This window comes from Vibrio cyclitrophicus, assembly GCF_024347435.1.
Classification (GTDB): domain Bacteria; phylum Pseudomonadota; class Gammaproteobacteria; order Enterobacterales; family Vibrionaceae; genus Vibrio; species Vibrio cyclitrophicus.
This window is the reverse complement of the sequence record NZ_AP025480.1, coordinates 1,576,230-1,591,403: the sequence shown is the minus strand read 5'-3', so window position 1 is coordinate 1,591,403 and position 15,174 is coordinate 1,576,230. Positions and strand designations below refer to the sequence as shown.

15 protein-coding genes are annotated in these 15,174 nt (G+C 42.1%); 11 read left to right on the top strand and 4 right to left on the bottom strand.

Annotated elements, in window-relative coordinates:
• Positions 1-26 precede the first annotated feature (26 nt).
• The gene (locus OCW38_RS06895; protein ID WP_010440743.1) at positions 27-1,382 is read left to right on the top strand and encodes a hypothetical protein; all 1,356 of its coding nucleotides are present in this window, start codon (positions 27-29) and stop codon (positions 1,380-1,382) included.
• A gap of 62 nt (positions 1,383-1,444) precedes the next feature.
• Here OCW38_RS06895 and OCW38_RS06890 read toward each other — a convergent pair whose 3' ends face one another.
• Together OCW38_RS06890 and OCW38_RS06885 are read right to left on the bottom strand one after the other, a co-directional pair.
• Entirely contained in the window at positions 1,445-1,930 is a 486-nt protein-coding gene (locus OCW38_RS06890; protein ID WP_010440741.1) for a PaaI family thioesterase, read from the bottom strand.
• 159 nt (positions 1,931-2,089) lie between these two features.
• A complete protein-coding gene (locus OCW38_RS06885) occupies positions 2,090-2,977 on the bottom strand; it encodes a putative PEP-binding protein (RefSeq protein ID WP_261895552.1) in 888 nt (295 codons plus the stop codon).
• Positions 2,978-3,185: 208 nt separating this feature from the next.
• Here OCW38_RS06885 and OCW38_RS06880 point away from each other — a divergent pair, with 208 nt between their 5' ends.
• Together OCW38_RS06880 and OCW38_RS06875 are read left to right on the top strand one after the other, a co-directional pair.
• Positions 3,186-4,244 (top strand): 3-deoxy-7-phosphoheptulonate synthase, encoded by a 1,059-nt coding sequence (locus OCW38_RS06880; protein ID WP_010440737.1) that lies wholly within the window; start codon positions 3,186-3,188, stop codon positions 4,242-4,244.
• Positions 4,245-4,256: 12 nt separating this feature from the next.
• Positions 4,257-4,739: a YajQ family cyclic di-GMP-binding protein gene (locus tag OCW38_RS06875; protein ID WP_010440735.1), complete on the top strand. Its 483-nt coding sequence runs from the start codon at positions 4,257-4,259 to the stop codon at positions 4,737-4,739.
• Between the two features lie 199 nt (positions 4,740-4,938).
• On the opposite strand, the gene OCW38_RS06870 is transcribed toward OCW38_RS06875, so the two are convergent.
• Positions 4,939-5,880 carry a precorrin-2 dehydrogenase/sirohydrochlorin ferrochelatase family protein gene (locus OCW38_RS06870; RefSeq protein ID WP_010440733.1) on the bottom strand — a complete coding sequence of 314 codons (942 nt, stop codon included), beginning with the start codon at positions 5,878-5,880 and terminating at the stop codon, positions 4,939-4,941.
• Between the two features lie 481 nt (positions 5,881-6,361).
• On the opposite strand from OCW38_RS06870, the gene OCW38_RS06865 reads away from it, so the two are divergent.
• From OCW38_RS06865 to OCW38_RS06840, 6 genes are all read left to right on the top strand, one after another.
• The gene (locus OCW38_RS06865) at positions 6,362-7,390 is read left to right on the top strand and encodes an amino acid ABC transporter substrate-binding protein (RefSeq protein ID WP_010440731.1); all 1,029 of its coding nucleotides are present in this window, start codon (positions 6,362-6,364) and stop codon (positions 7,388-7,390) included.
• 71 nt (positions 7,391-7,461) lie between these two features.
• A complete protein-coding gene (locus OCW38_RS06860; protein ID WP_010440729.1) occupies positions 7,462-8,667 on the top strand; it encodes an amino acid ABC transporter permease in 1,206 nt (401 codons plus the stop codon).
• 1 nt (position 8,668) lies between these two features.
• Entirely contained in the window at positions 8,669-9,766 is a 1,098-nt protein-coding gene (locus tag OCW38_RS06855) for an amino acid ABC transporter permease (RefSeq protein ID WP_010440727.1), read from the top strand.
• Positions 9,767-9,788: 22 nt separating this feature from the next.
• On the top strand, positions 9,789-10,553 hold the full coding sequence (locus OCW38_RS06850; protein WP_010440725.1) for an amino acid ABC transporter ATP-binding protein: 765 nt from the start codon (positions 9,789-9,791) through the stop codon (positions 10,551-10,553).
• A gap of 280 nt (positions 10,554-10,833) precedes the next feature.
• Complete coding sequence (locus OCW38_RS06845; RefSeq protein ID WP_261895547.1) at positions 10,834-11,499, top strand: Bax inhibitor-1/YccA family protein; 666 nt, start codon at positions 10,834-10,836, stop codon at positions 11,497-11,499.
• Between the two features lie 157 nt (positions 11,500-11,656).
• Positions 11,657-11,986, top strand: coding sequence for a TusE/DsrC/DsvC family sulfur relay protein (locus OCW38_RS06840; RefSeq protein ID WP_004733621.1), 330 nt, complete (start codon positions 11,657-11,659; stop codon positions 11,984-11,986).
• A 50-nt stretch (positions 11,987-12,036) separates the two neighbouring features.
• On the opposite strand, the gene yccX is transcribed toward OCW38_RS06840, so the two are convergent.
• The gene (gene yccX, locus OCW38_RS06835; RefSeq protein WP_010440721.1) at positions 12,037-12,324 is read right to left on the bottom strand and encodes an acylphosphatase; all 288 of its coding nucleotides are present in this window, start codon (positions 12,322-12,324) and stop codon (positions 12,037-12,039) included.
• 88 nt (positions 12,325-12,412) lie between these two features.
• Here yccX and OCW38_RS06830 point away from each other — a divergent pair, with 88 nt between their 5' ends.
• Together OCW38_RS06830 and OCW38_RS06825 are read left to right on the top strand one after the other, a co-directional pair.
• Complete coding sequence (locus OCW38_RS06830; protein WP_261895545.1) at positions 12,413-13,816, top strand: methyl-accepting chemotaxis protein; 1,404 nt, start codon at positions 12,413-12,415, stop codon at positions 13,814-13,816.
• A gap of 129 nt (positions 13,817-13,945) precedes the next feature.
• Positions 13,946-15,139, top strand: a complete 1,194-nt coding sequence (locus tag OCW38_RS06825; protein WP_010440717.1) for a class I SAM-dependent methyltransferase — start codon at positions 13,946-13,948, stop codon at positions 15,137-15,139.
• Positions 15,140-15,174: the final 35 nt, after the last annotated feature.

Genomic DNA, 15,174 nt, shown 5'->3' with positions numbered 1-15,174 from the left:
ATATTTTTACATTCTAGGAGACATCGTTGATCACCGTTGATAAACAAGATGCGATAACACTTAAAATTAACCATGCGATGGCAAAAACAAAAAAGCTCGACATGGACGTTTATCTATTCATTCCCGGTGAACTCGGGCTGACGCCTGAAGTGCTTTCTGAAAGTGCATTTTTTTATAGCTCGATTACACAAAACCGTGCCTACTATAGTGATAAAACACTGTTACCACTCGTACACAGTCGTTTGGCAAAACGTGGACGCTTATCAACGACTCAATATCGTGTGAGTTTGAGTTTGTTCGCATATCAATACGTTATTGCTTTAGATAAAGCCGTGAGCAGCTTAAACAAGACAGATAGTGACGACGTAACGGCTGATGAGGTCGACGAAGTCATTGAGCTTGCGTTAGATATCTTGAAAAAGCTCCGCCGAAGCATTCCTTATGAAGAAAACCTCAAACGCTACTACGCAAACATTGATAACTACCTTTCTTGGTACACAGAGCAAAAGTTCTTGTCACTGGTCTCACATATGCCACGTGGCAGTGAATATTCAACCATCAAAGAACGCCTTTTAATACTATGCGAAAAAGAGACGGCTCACCGGAAGCTCAATCGCTACAACTCCACGAGAGTTCGAGAAGACGTCACTCGTTTGAGCAACAAGATGCGTTTATTGCGCCGCTTGATTGAACACCCTATCGTGCTCAAAGAAAAGACCACCTCGATGGGAAAAAACGTAAAGCGTGCAGTTAAAGGTATCGCTACCGGTTTGGTGATGGTGGTCGTGACAACAACCGTTATATTAGCTCGTGATTTCTTGGGCGAGATTACCGCTTCTTTTATCGTTTCGATGTCATTTATCTATGCGTTGCGCGAGATCTTCAAAGATGACTTAAGAGATATCCTTTGGCGCTGGCTTCGTAAGGGCAAGCCAAAATGGAAACGTCGCTACTTTGATCCGACGACCAACAAATCAGTTGGCCACAAATTAGAATGGCTGGACTACGCAAGCTTTTCTAAGCTAGCTGATCGTATTCAGTCGATCCGTAAGAAGCGCGTGGTACAGCGTGAAGAACAAATTCTGCACTATCGTTCACATACAGAAATGTCTACCTCAACCTTCATGAGTGGTTACGAAGAGACTCGTGAAACGCTTTCTATCAGCTTGAGAGCTCTAACCCGTCTAATGGATAAAGGGTCGAACAAGGTTTATCGCTTGAACGAGGGGCAAGTGAGTCGTGAATCAGTAGAAAAGCGCCATCTACTCAACTTGATCATCAAAGAGAACAATCACGACAACGAACCAACATATTACCGTTGGAAAATCGTTATGAACCGTTCAAAAATTGTTGATATTGAAGAGATTAGCCAAGAATCGTAGAACGCCGCAGTATGTGGTAATCACATACTGCGATTTTGGTTTGTTATTGTTCGATATGAAATTTAACGCTTTGAAGGAACTTTTTTAATAGACAGTGTCAATTGAAACTCCGCCATGGGTTCATCACCATGTAAAGAAGGACAAGTCGCGATGATCGTTACGGTTTGATTAACACGTTCGCCAGTCGACATTGTTTCAGCCAGCATAGTATTGATGAGTTCACCGTCATTACATGTAAAATGCACATCAGCTTCAGGACGCTTTAAGAAGTTTCCCGTCACCTCTTTAAATGCTAACGATATTTTTTCCCCTTGCTGTTGGGATTTACTCATCGCAAGAAAGCCCCCGGCAACATCTGCGCCCACAGCTAATACACCAAAATACATACTATTTAAGTGATTCTTCGTTCGTCTTTTTAGGGGGATCTTAAGCTCGACATGCTTGTCATCAAGGGCGAGTAACTTCGGCCTGCATAACCAAATTAATGGCACTTTGAACATACCAAACATAGTTAAGTAGAGATTTGCTTTTTGTAGAGGGGTTAGCATCCGAGTCACCTAGCATAATTAGTCCTCTGACCAGTTAATAGACTCAAGATCAAAATGTCAAAAAAATGTTACAAAAAAGAGATATCATCGGCAATGATATCTCTTTCATTCTTAAAGCATTAGTGTTTCAAATCAAACTTATAAACGTTGCGAATTGAATTACGCGGTAATCACCGTTTCAACGCCTTCAAGATCTGCGATATAGCCTTGTAAACGAGGGTAATCAACCAAACCTTGAGTCACCAGCAATACAGGTTTCTTCGCGTGCAACGTTGCTTTAACGATCATATCCAATAGGGTAATAACGGCCTCATTTTGAGGGTCAAAAGCATGTTGTTGAGCTTCATTTTGTTTATCTACACCTAATGTAAAAGATGCCAAGCTATCAACATTAACCACTACACCATCAAAATAATGCAGTAATCGTTCACTCAACAATACCGCTGATGGTACATCGCAAGAGAACAGAACTTTCAAACCGTTGAGGCCACGTGGTAAGCCTTGCTCGGCAAGCAAATCGATAATCTTCGCGGCATCACTCAATGCGCGAACGTAAGGAACAACCACTTCAACGTTGATACCCTGATCTCGCAATGTTTTGATCACCTGACACTCTAGCGCGAATGCCTTGCTGTATTCCTGTGTCGCGTAGCGAGCCACACCACGAACCCCAAGCGCTGGGTTAACTTCTTCTACTTCACAATGACCACCTAGCAATGAACGGAAGCCATAACTATCTGCGCTGCTCAAAGCAATCCGAACTTTAGTGTGACTAGGTTGAATTGCCGCTTGAATTGCCACGACAAGTGTAGATACAAAATGTTCATCGACAGTCTTATCACCAAGAATGGCATTTAACGAGGTTTTCTCTATATCAGAAAGAGTCTCTATATGACTTTCAATACTTGGGTGATAGAAAACACGGTCCATAACCAATTCAGATAATGAAACGTAGAGATGGTTGGAATTATTATTATCGTTATAAGAAGGCAGCACATCACCTAAGACAAGTTCTGGGTGCAAAGTGCTTTGATTTTCTTGAGTCATTGCTGCTCCAGCATTTTTATATTGTGTTCAAACGAAAATACCGATAGCTGCCTGTTAATACAAGTGAAAATCCCCTATTTGCCGCCGCGCTGCTGATAAAAATAAGAATATTAGCAATAACAGAGATAACTTTGACTTAAGAGAGTTTATTCCTCTGTTCAATTCCGTTATCTTAACCACTTCGCAATAGAATAAAAAAAGCTATCACATGCCATTAAAAACTGATGAGTTGAGAACCCAAGCTCTGGGTCCTATGCCAACTCCTGCCGAATTAGGCAATGCACACCCTATTACTGACGACGTTGCTGAGCGCATTAAAAATTCTCGCCGCCAAATCGAAGATATCCTAACGGGTCGTGATAACCGCTTGTTAGTTATCGTTGGCCCTTGCTCTGTACATGACACAGATGCAGCTCTTGATTACGCAGAGCGTCTAAGCCAAATTCAAGAACAGTATAAAGATGAACTGTTCGTCGTAATGAGAACCTACTTTGAGAAACCTCGTACTGTTGTAGGATGGAAAGGTTTGATCACCGATCCTAACCTTGACGGCTCGTATGCTCTTGAAACGGGCTTAAACAAGGCTCGTAAGCTTTTGCTAGACATCAATAAACTTGGCCTTGCTACTGCAACTGAGTTCCTTGATATGATCACTGGCCAATACATTGCAGACCTGATCACTTGGGGCGCGATTGGCGCTCGTACAACAGAATCTCAAATTCACCGTGAAATGGCTTCTGCACTGTCTTGCCCTGTTGGTTTCAAGAACGCAACTAATGGCAACATCAAGATTGCTATTGATGCTATTCGCGCTGCGCATGCTTCACACTACTTCTATTCTCCAGATAAGAATGGCCGCATGACAGTTTACCGTACTTCTGGTAACCCATACGGTCACGTAATTCTACGTGGTGGTGACAAAGGCCCGAACTTCGATGCTGAATCTGTCGATAACGCATGTAAGCAATTAGCTGAATTCGAACTTCCTCAACGCTTGGTTGTAGACTTTAGCCATGCTAACTGTCAGAAACAACACCGTAAGCAGTTAGACGTTGCACAAGATATTTGTGAACAGATAAAATCTAACAAGAATCAAATTGCAGGCATCATGGCGGAAAGCTTCATTGTTGAAGGCAACCAGCCAATGACAGACATCAATAACCTAGAATACGGCAAATCTATTACCGACCCATGCCTTAGCTGGGAAGATACTGCAACAATGCTCGACATGCTTGCAACGGCAATTAAAGATAGAAATTTAGCTTAAGGACACAACACAATGCCATCATTTGACATTATCTCTGAAGTAGAATCAGTAGAACTACGCAACGCTGTAGACAACGCTAACCGTGAACTATCGACTCGTTTCGATTTCCGTGGCGTAGAGGCTAGCTTTGATTACAAAGATGAATCAGTAAAACTGAGCGCTCAAGACGATTTTCAGCTAAAGCAGATGCGCGATATTCTTCGTAGCAACCTGACAAAGCGTAATGTTGATCCTAACGCGATGGAAGCAAAAGCCGCTGATCAAACAGGTCGAACTTGGCACCAAACGGTTATTTTTAAGCAAGGTATCGAAACGGATGTCGCTAAAAAAATCGTCAAGCTAATCAAAGACAATAAAGTGAAAGTTCAAGCCGCTATCCAAGGCGACAAAGTTCGAGTAACGGGCAAGAAGCGCGATGATCTGCAAGCGGTTATGGCCTTAGTTCGTAGTGCTGAGCTTGGTCAACCTTTCCAATTTGATAACTTCCGCGATTAATTATACTGACAATAAAGCGACGGCTTTAATCACCGATCGCGAATAGGCAGCACCGCAGAAGGTGATTTCGATACATAAACAATTATCGAAGATGCAATTGGAAAAAAGCCACTTCTTTTAGGGAAGTGGCTTTTTATTTGTCGGAGCATTTTTCCAGAACATCGACAGTCTATTTAGATTTTTCCGAAAAGCTCTTTCCTCAATCTAATACTCTCGCAGAAGACAGTTTCAGATCTTTACCTGCCAGTAAATTAAACTCTACGCTTGCTGGTGGAATGAAGACACACACTCTTAAGTTTTCCGCTCTTGCTTGCTCTAACTTGGTAGAAAGCTCACCACTGTTAGCATAGCTCTCCCTTTCCGCGTCTCGACGACACAAATCGACGAACTCGAATGGACAATCATTCGGAGCAAGAACAAGCTCCGCTTCTTGCATCAAACGTAAAGCTTTCATTGGTAACAGCTCAATATCTTGCTCGAACTCAATCCAAGTGACCTGTCCTTCATTGTCAATGCCTTCAGTCAACGCTTGTTGGTAATACGCTTCTAATTGCTCTCTGTCTGCCACCTGCTCTATAAAACTTGATGACAGAAACCGTTCCCAAAACTTACGACGCTCGTCGACAGTTGGGAATGACTCTTTGATCGAATTGCGTTTTGATGCACCAAAATCTGCGATTAACCCTATGTTTTGCGGAAGTATCGTTTCGAGTTTTTCTCTAATATTTCTCACTAAAACAGGTGATGCACCGCCGCTAGAGATCGCAATTTGGATTCTTCCGCGATTTATCATCGAAGGAGTAATGAAGTCACAATAAGGCAAATCATCGACCACATTGACTAAAATACCCAGTTTTTTCGCATCATTATGTACTTGATGGTTAAGACTTGGATTGTCTGTAGTCGCCCAAACTTGTAGATAATCTTTTGAGATAATTTGTGACGAGTAAAAGTTTTGTACCCAATGAAGTTTACTCTCGTCAACTAGCTGCTTTAAGTAAGGTGCAACCTTGGGAGACACCAAAGTCACATTAGCCCCTGCTCTTAATAAGCTATCTACTTTTCGGCAAGCAACCTCACCCCCACCAACCACTAGAATTGGCTTATTCTCTACATCCAAAAACATTGGGAAATAACGCATGTTCTTCCTTGAGACTACTTCAATAACTATTCAACCATGTTACCAAATTTGGAGCACATTAATAACTATCCAAGTGTAATAAAAATATTTATTCACCAAATTTCAACATCTCTTAAGTTTAATGTTTCATCATTGTGATGTTGATTCAGAATATTTATCTAGTCGATTATCAATATAAAAATCTAAATCTTGTTGCACCAACAGTGTGAACCGTTGCACTATTTACATTCACTTAACATTTGGTCATTCTAATTGTGTTCGGATTTGTGATTTCATTCAAAATTCTTTTTAAATTATACATTTGTGAAAGTACGGATCCTTTCCTAACCTTATAAACAGTTGCTTAAATCGCACACAGTTTCATTTGCAAAATGCAACAGGTTTGATTTGAGTAACAAGGTCATAGAAAACGCAACACATATAGAAAAACTCAAACGAGCACGAGTATCAGGTGTCACCTGGTTAACAAGGAAGGATACAAATGACAAATAAACTAACACTTCTTGCTTCAGTAGTAGCTGCATCAACTGCGATGATGGCAACATCAGCATCAGCGGCAGAAAGCACTCTGGACAAAGTCACATCTCAAGGCTTTCTAACTTGTGGTGTAAGTACAGGTCTTCCAGGGTTCTCTAACCCTAACTCAAAAGGTGAATGGGAAGGAATCGATGTTGAGTATTGTCAAGCGCTTGCAGCGGCTGTACTCGGTGACAAGACTAAAGTTAAGTATGTACCTCTAACAGCTAAAGAACGTTTTACTGCGCTTCAATCTGGCGAAATCGACGTACTATCTCGTAACACAACATGGACATTACATCGTGACACGGCTCTTGGTCTGAACTTCGTTGGCGTTAACTACTACGATGGTCAAGGCTTCATGGTTAAGAAAGATCTTGGTCTTACAAGTGCTCAAGAACTTGATGGCGCTTCAGTATGTGTTCAATCAGGTACAACGACTGAGCTTAACCTAGCCGATTACTTCCGTAACAGCGGCATGTCTTACAAGCCAGTGGTATTTGATACAGCAGCGCAGACATCTAAAGGTTTCGACGCGGGTCGTTGTGACGTTCTTACTACAGACCAATCTGGCTTGTATGCACTTCGCTTAAACCTAGCTGATCCTAAATCTGCGCAAGTACTTCCTGAAATCATCTCTAAAGAGCCTCTAGGCCCTGTGGTTCGCCAAGATGATGACAAATGGTTTAACGTTGCTAAATGGACACTTTCAGCAATGATTAATGCGGAAGAGTACGGTATCTCTTCTAAAAACGCTGACGAAATGCTGAAGTCGAAAGATCCAAACATCAAACGTATTCTTGGTGTAGACGGTCCTAAAGGTAAAGGCCTTGGTATTCGTGATGATTGGGGTTACCAAGTAATTAAACAAGTTGGTAACTACGGTGAGAGTTTTGAACGTACTGTTGGTACAGGTTCTCCACTTCAAATTTCTCGTGGTGTAAATGCATTATGGAATGCGGGCGGCTTTATGTACGCTCCACCAATCCGTTAATAAATTTTCAAGCATCAACTAGGGCGGAGTTTTCCGCCCTATTTATTAAATGGATTTGAGGTTATAGTAGTATGAAACCTAATGAAACTATTTCTCCAGCTCAGACAAAGCCACAGCCCAAAAGTGCCAACCTGTTATACAACCCCACTTTTCGCTCAGTCATTTTTCAAATTATCGCTGTCGGAGCTCTTTGTGCCTTCTTTTACACGATTGTAAACAACGCACTCACTAACTTAGATTCCCGTGGTATTGCCACTGGTTTTGATTTTCTCTCCCAAGAAGCTGGTTTTGGTATCGGCTTAACACTCATCGAATACGACGAAACATTCTCATACGGTCGTACTTTCTTTATCGGTCTTCTCAATACCGCTTTAGTTTCAGTACTAGGCATCATGTTAGCCACAGTACTAGGCTTTAGTATGGGTATCGCTAGACTCTCTTCGAATTGGTTAGTTAGCCGATTTGCAGCTATCTACATTGAGATATTCCGAAATATCCCTCTTCTTCTACAAATCTTTTTCTGGTATTTCGCCGTTCTTCAAGCATTACCTTCCGCTCGTCAAAGTATGAGCCTCGGTGAAGCCATTTTCTTGAACGTGCGTGGTTTGTATTTTCCTGCGCCAGTATTAGAACAAGGCAGTAGCATTGTCATCGCTTCATTAATTGCCGGTGTTATCGCTACTTTTATCATCAATATTTGGGCTAAAAACAAACAGAAGTTAACTGGCCAACAAACACCTATGTTGCGTATTGCGGCAGCGTTAATTATTGGTTTACCACTGGTTACTTACTTCATTATGGGTATGCCTATCTCGGCAGATTACCCAGTATTGAAAGGGTTTAACTTCAAAGGTGGTATTAGCATTATCCCAGAGCTTGCTGCATTAATGCTTGCTTTAAGTATCTATACAGCGGCATTCATCGCGGAGATCGTGCGTTCAGGTATTAACGCGGTGAACCATGGGCAAACAGAGGCTGCAATGTCTCTAGGCATCCCTCGTTCAAGAACACTTAAGCTGGTAATTATTCCACAAGCCTTAAGAATCATTATCCCACCTCTAACCAGTCAATATTTGAACCTAACTAAAAACTCATCACTTGCGATGGCCATTGGTTACCCTGATCTTGTGTCCGTTTTTGCAGGAACAACGTTGAATCAAACTGGACAAGCTATTGAAGTAATTGCGATGACAATGGGCGTCTACTTAACCCTGAGCCTATTAACATCCGCTCTAATGAACATATACAACCGCAAAGTAGCGTTGGTGGAGAGATAAGATGAGTACACATCAATTTCAACCGGACCTTCCGCCTCCAGCGAACACCGTTGGACCTGTCGGTTGGTTACGAAAAAATCTATTTAATGGTCCAGTAAACAGCGTTGTTACTGTGGTTCTAGCCTACTTCGCTTTTACCCTTTTATGGGCTGTAGCAGACTGGGCATTCCTAAGTGCAGATTGGATAGGAACAACACGAGATGCCTGTACTAGTGACGGCGCTTGTTGGGTTTTCATTAGCGTTCGTTGGGATCAGTTCATGTATGGCTTCTACCCTGAAGCCGAGCTGTGGCGACCTCGCCTTTTCTACGCAACGTTAGCTTTTTTTGTCGCGATATTAGCTTACGAAAAAACACCTAAGCGTACGTGGATTTGGTTATTTTTTGTAAACATCTACCCTTTCTTGATTGCTGGTCTTCTTTACGGCGGTATCTTCGGATTGGAAGTGGTTGATACACACAAATGGGGCGGATTACTGGTTACACTGATCATTGCTCTTGTCGGTATTGTTGTATCGCTGCCTATTGGTGTCGCGTTGGCTCTGGGTCGTCGTTCAGAGATGCCAATCATCCGCAGTATGTGTACCGTTTACATTGAGATCTGGCGTGGCGTTCCGCTTATTACGGTTCTGTTCATGGCATCAGTAATGCTTCCACTCTTCTTATCTGAGGGAACAGAAACCGACAAACTGATCAGAGCACTTGTAGGTGTTGTGTTATTCAGTGCCGCTTATATGGCAGAAGTAATTCGAGGTGGTTTACAAGCAATACCAAAAGGCCAATACGAAGCCGCAGATGCACTGGGATTAAGCTACTGGAAAAAGACCGGGCTTATCATTCTACCTCAAGCCTTAAAAATCACGATTCCTTCAATTGTGAACACCTTCATTGGTTTATTCAAAGATACCAGTCTTGTATTGATTATCGGTATGTTTGATGTTTTGGGAATTGGCCAAGCCGCGAATACCGACCCTGAATGGCTAGGGTATTCAACAGAAAGCTATGTATTTGTCGCGTTAGTGTTCTGGGTATTTTGTTTTGGCATGTCGAGATATTCGATATGGCTAGAAAACAAACTTCACACCGGTCACAAACGATAATTAACAAGATCAAGGACGTATTATGACGCAGCAAACAGAAAACAACTCTCAAGGTCTTATGATTGAGTTGAAAGACATGAACAAGTGGTACGGTGAGTTTCACGTACTAAAGAACATTAACCTTGAAGTAAAAAAAGGTGAGAAAATCGTTATCTGTGGCCCTTCTGGCTCAGGTAAATCAACGATGATTCGTTGTATCAACCGATTGGAAGAGCACCAAAAAGGCGATATCTTCGTTTCAGGTAATGAGCTAACTGAAGACTTAAAAAACATTGAAGCCGTGCGCAGAGATGTCGGCATGTGTTTCCAACACTTCAACCTATTCCCTCACCTAACGGTTTTGGAAAATTGCACGCTCGCTCCTATTTGGGTGAAAAAGATGCCTAAGGAAGAAGCTGAAGCGATTGCAATGAAATACCTAGAGCGCGTAAAAATCCCTGAGCAAGCAGACAAATTCCCAGGTCAGCTTTCAGGTGGTCAGCAGCAACGTGTGGCGATCGCTCGTTCTCTATGTATGAATCCTCAAGTTATGCTTTTTGATGAACCAACTTCGGCACTCGATCCAGAAATGGTTCGCGAAGTGCTAGATGTAATGGTCGAGCTAGCTGAAGAAGGCATGACCATGCTATGTGTAACACACGAGATGGGTTTTGCTAAAGAGGTCGCCGATAGAGTAATCTTCATGGATGCAGGTGAGATTATTGAAGAAAACAATCCTGTCGATTTCTTTGAAAACCCACAATCAGATAGAACACAAAACTTCTTGAGCCAAATTCTGCACCATTAATGTGTTATGATGCATAAACTAAAGAGGCGGCTTCGGTCGCCTCTTTGTGATTCAAGGTCAAGACAAAGAACGGCATTCAATATCATTGAAAATTAGAATATCGATCCAATGCAACGTTTTATTCCCCATTAAGAAATAATTTGTTACATCTTCAGAAACACTTAACCGACTATTTTGATTATTATTTTAGGTATACAAGAGGAATGAAAGACTTGATTTTTCGAACTTTCACCCCCATAAATGTACTAATAACTATTGAAGTCACCTTACGAGGAAGATTATGAACAGCCCTATGTTTTCACGCACAGCATCTCAAGAAAGTGCTCTGCAAACCAATAAAGTATTGCGTAATACTTACGCACTACTGTCTATGACACTACTTTGGTCTGCTGTTGTAGCAGGCATATCTATGGCGATGAACCTTCCTCGTCCTGGTCTCATTATCATGCTAGTTGGTTTCTACGGCCTACTTTTCTTGACTGAAAAGAACCGTGACAACAGCATGGGTCTAGTCTTCACATTCCTGTTTACAGGTTTCTTAGGCTATACCATCGGTCCAATCTTAAACATGTATGTTGGTGCAGGTATGGGTGATATCATCCTTACGGCACTAGGTGGTACGGCATTGGCATTCATGGGAGCGTCAGCTTACGCTCTTACAACAAAGCGCGACCTTTCATTCCTTAACGGTATGTTAATGGCCGGTTTCGTTGTACTGCTAGTCGGTATGGTTGCAAACATCTTCCTACAAATGCCTCTACTATCTTTGGCAATGAGCGGTATGTTCATCCTATTCTCTACTGGTGTTATCTTGCTAACAACGCAAAGCATCATACGTGGTGGCGAAACGAACTACATCTCAGCAACGATCAGCTTGTATGTTTCTATCTACAACATCTTCATCAGCCTATTAAGCATCTTAGGTATTATGAACAGCAACGACTAATTACCTAGCGTTGAAAACTTAAGCCCAAGAGACTATCTCTTGGGCTTTTTTATACCTGTAAGTACAATATTTTTCTAGATGACTACAATATCTATTGAGTAAGGTAAACTGGGTCATGTACCCTATTCTTATAGTATAATTTGATTCTGGACTAAACATGTTTGAATATAACGGTAAGCAAATCGAAACCGACGCTCAAGGCTACCTATTGGACTACACACAATGGGAAGAAGGCATGATCGAAATTCTTGCTCAAGATGAAGCTATTGAACTGACTGATGCACATTTGGAAGTCGTACATTTTGTAAGAAGCTTTTACGAAGAATTCAAGACTTCTCCAGCCGTTCGTATGCTTGTGAAGGCGATGGAAAAAGCTCACGGCCCAGAGAAAGGTAACAGCAAATACCTTTTCAAGTTATTCAAGAAAGGTCCTGCGAAGCAAGCAACCAAACTTGCCGGTTTACCTAAACCAGCAAAGTGCCTGTAAAAGACTAGCTGTTTAAGGTAACCCTCAATATCAATACTTTAGTGCGTTAACTACAGTATTTTGAATTCGCCAACACGTACCACTCTAAGATCTGCTTCTGTAACATCATATTTGACAACATGGTCGACTGTCGCACTAGCAGGTCCTATTTGTAACCAAGCGTACAACTTATTAATCTGCTCCATCTCTCCGACAGCTAACACTTCAACTCGCCCATCATTCAAATTCATGGCGTATCCTGAAATATCCAAAGCTTGTGCTTGTCTACTGGTGTGATAGCGAAAACCAACACATTGAACGACGCCCGACACGACAAATATACATTGTGAATTTTTCATAACGTTGCCTCATAAATTATATGAATGATATAGCTGCCATTCTATTCATTCACCGCTTATTGGTGGACTTACTTCGAGTATAACGATTATGAAAGAAATCCCATTTCGTTGGATTGACAAATATCTCATTCACCTAAAAATCCAAGAAAAGTTCTATCTACTCTTCTTATTGCCTCTTCTCGCCCTAGTGATATTAACTCTCGTTTTAGATAGCGCAGCGGACTCTTTACTTGCCCACCTTTATCAAGAAGAAATGCTCTTGATGAAAGGCCTTATCGAAGCAGGCCAACTCACTAAAGATCAAGTCGCTCAGCTTGTTAGTCATTCTGAAAGCATTTCTCTAGGCTATGGTACGGGATCCGTTTCAGTGATGAACGGCGCGTTCAGTTTAGTCGCAAACCATGATCAAAACCTATGGTCGGCTTTATCTACAAAGCAAGTTTCTATCATTGCGGTTACTCTGACCTTAATTGCGCTTGGCGTTTATTACATCATGACTTTCATTGGCGGAGCGATGTTCTCCATGAACAAAGCATTGAACACTCTCGCCAATGGTGATTTAACTTGTCGTATGAACTACTTCTTAGTTCGTGATGAGTTCAGCGAAATTGCGATCACTATTGATAAGGTTGCCGAACGTGAGCAAAATATGGTTCTATCAATCCAAGAGTCTGTCGCACTCATGCAACAGATCAGTTCGGATTTGAATCAGTCAACACAACAAAGCTCAGATATTTCAGGTAATCAACAAGAACACCTGAATAGTTTGGCAAGTGCGACGGAACAAATGGCGGCGACAATTCGTGAAGTCGCTACCCTTGCTCATGAGTCTAGCTCACAAACGATGGACGCTCGCGGCGTGGCCCAGAGCGGTCAAGTAAAAGTTTCAAACACATTGGAGTCTATCTCTAACCTATCTCAAGAGATCCAATCCGCTTCACAAGCAGTAGAAGAGCTTGATACCAACGCGGCGCAGATCGATGAGGTGGTCGCAACCATCAATGGCATTTCAGAGCAGACCAATCTACTCGCATTGAACGCGGCTATCGAAGCCGCTCGTGCCGGCGAGCAAGGTCGTGGATTCGCTGTTGTTGCCGATGAAGTTCGTGCCCTTGCAGGTCGTACTCAACAAGCAACTGTAGAAATCCAAAGCATGATTGAATCATTACAACGTAACAGCCAATCACTAACCAAACTGATGGAAATAACGGTAAACAACGCTAGTGAAGGCCAGACACTGATGTCAGAAGTGAATGTCGAGATCGGCTCTTTAGCAGAAAAGAATCAATCTATCTCAGACAGTAGTACTCAGATTGCTACAGCCGCGGAAGAGCAAGGTGTTGTTGCAGATAACATAGCTCAAAGTGTTGAGGAGATTCGTCATCAGTCAGATAGCATCTGTGAAATGATCAGTAAGAGCAATTCCAATGTTGACCAACTTCGTAAACAAAGTGATACGATGGAAGGCTTGCTGACAGGTCTCAAAGCTTAATACTTATATCTAGCCAGTATGTGCTGATTAATCATTACTAGGGCTGCTTGTGCAGCCCTTTCTTATTTGCTTTTCAACTGTACTTCCTCGACAATACCCCTCCTTCAAATTCAACAAACAGAGTAAATTATGACTCCTTCAATTCATCTAGCTAAAGGCCGTGACAAATCACTACGCCGTAAACACCCATGGGTATTTTCACGCGGTATCGATAAAGTCGAAGGCGAGCCAAAATCAGGTGAAACTGTAGACGTATACACTCAAAATGGTCAGTGGCTTGCAAAAGCGGCTTACTCACCGGAATCTCAAATTCGAGCTCGTGTTTGGACATTTGAAAAAGAAGAAATCAATAAAGCATTCTTCGTAAAACGAATTCAAGACGCGCAATCTTTGCGTGAAGATATCATTGAACGTGATGGTCTAACTGGCTACCGCCTTACTGCAGCAGAGTCTGATGGCCTTCCCGGTATCACAATCGATAAATATCAAGATTTCCTCGTATGCCAATTACTTAGCGCCGGAGCTGAGTTTAATAAGAACATACTTGTTGAAGCTTTAATTGAATGTTTCCCTGACTGCAATATTTATGAGCGTTCTGACGTAGCAGTCCGTAAAAAAGAAGGCTTAGAACAAGTTGTTGGCGTACTTCACGGTGAAGAACCACCTAAATCAGTGGTCATTGAAGAAAACGGTGTGAAAATCAGCGTAAACATTATCGAAGGCCATAAAACGGGCTTCTATATGGACCAACGTGATAGCCGTAAAGAATCGATGAAATACGTTAAAGGCAAAGATGTCCTTAACTGTTTCTCGTACACAGGTGGTTTTGGTCTGTATGCCCTTAAAGGTGATGCTAAGCGTGTAATCAATGCAGACGTTTCTCAATTAGCTCTTGATACAGCTAAGTTCAACGCTGAGCTGAATGAGTTCGACATCTCGAAAAAGCGTGCAGTATTCCTAAACGCAGACGTATTCAAACTACTTCGCGAATACCGAGACCAAGGCACGAAGTTCGACGTAGTGATCATGGATCCACCAAAATTCGTTTCAAGTAAGAACAACCTGACATCTGGCGCGAACGGCTATAAAGACGTTAACATGCTTGCGATGCAAATACTGAAACCAGGTGGCACTCTACTCACCTATTCTTGTTCAGGCTTAATGGGCGCTGACTTATTCCAAAAAATCATTGCTGATGCGGCACTAGACGCAGGCAGAACCGTAAAATTTGTCGAGCGCTTCGAGCAAGCAGCCGATCATTTAACAGATACAGCTTATCCAGAAGGTTTCTACCTAAAAGGTTTTGCTTGTAAGGTGCTTTAATCTTAGTGCTTTAGAATCTAGCTTTTATAGCAAAC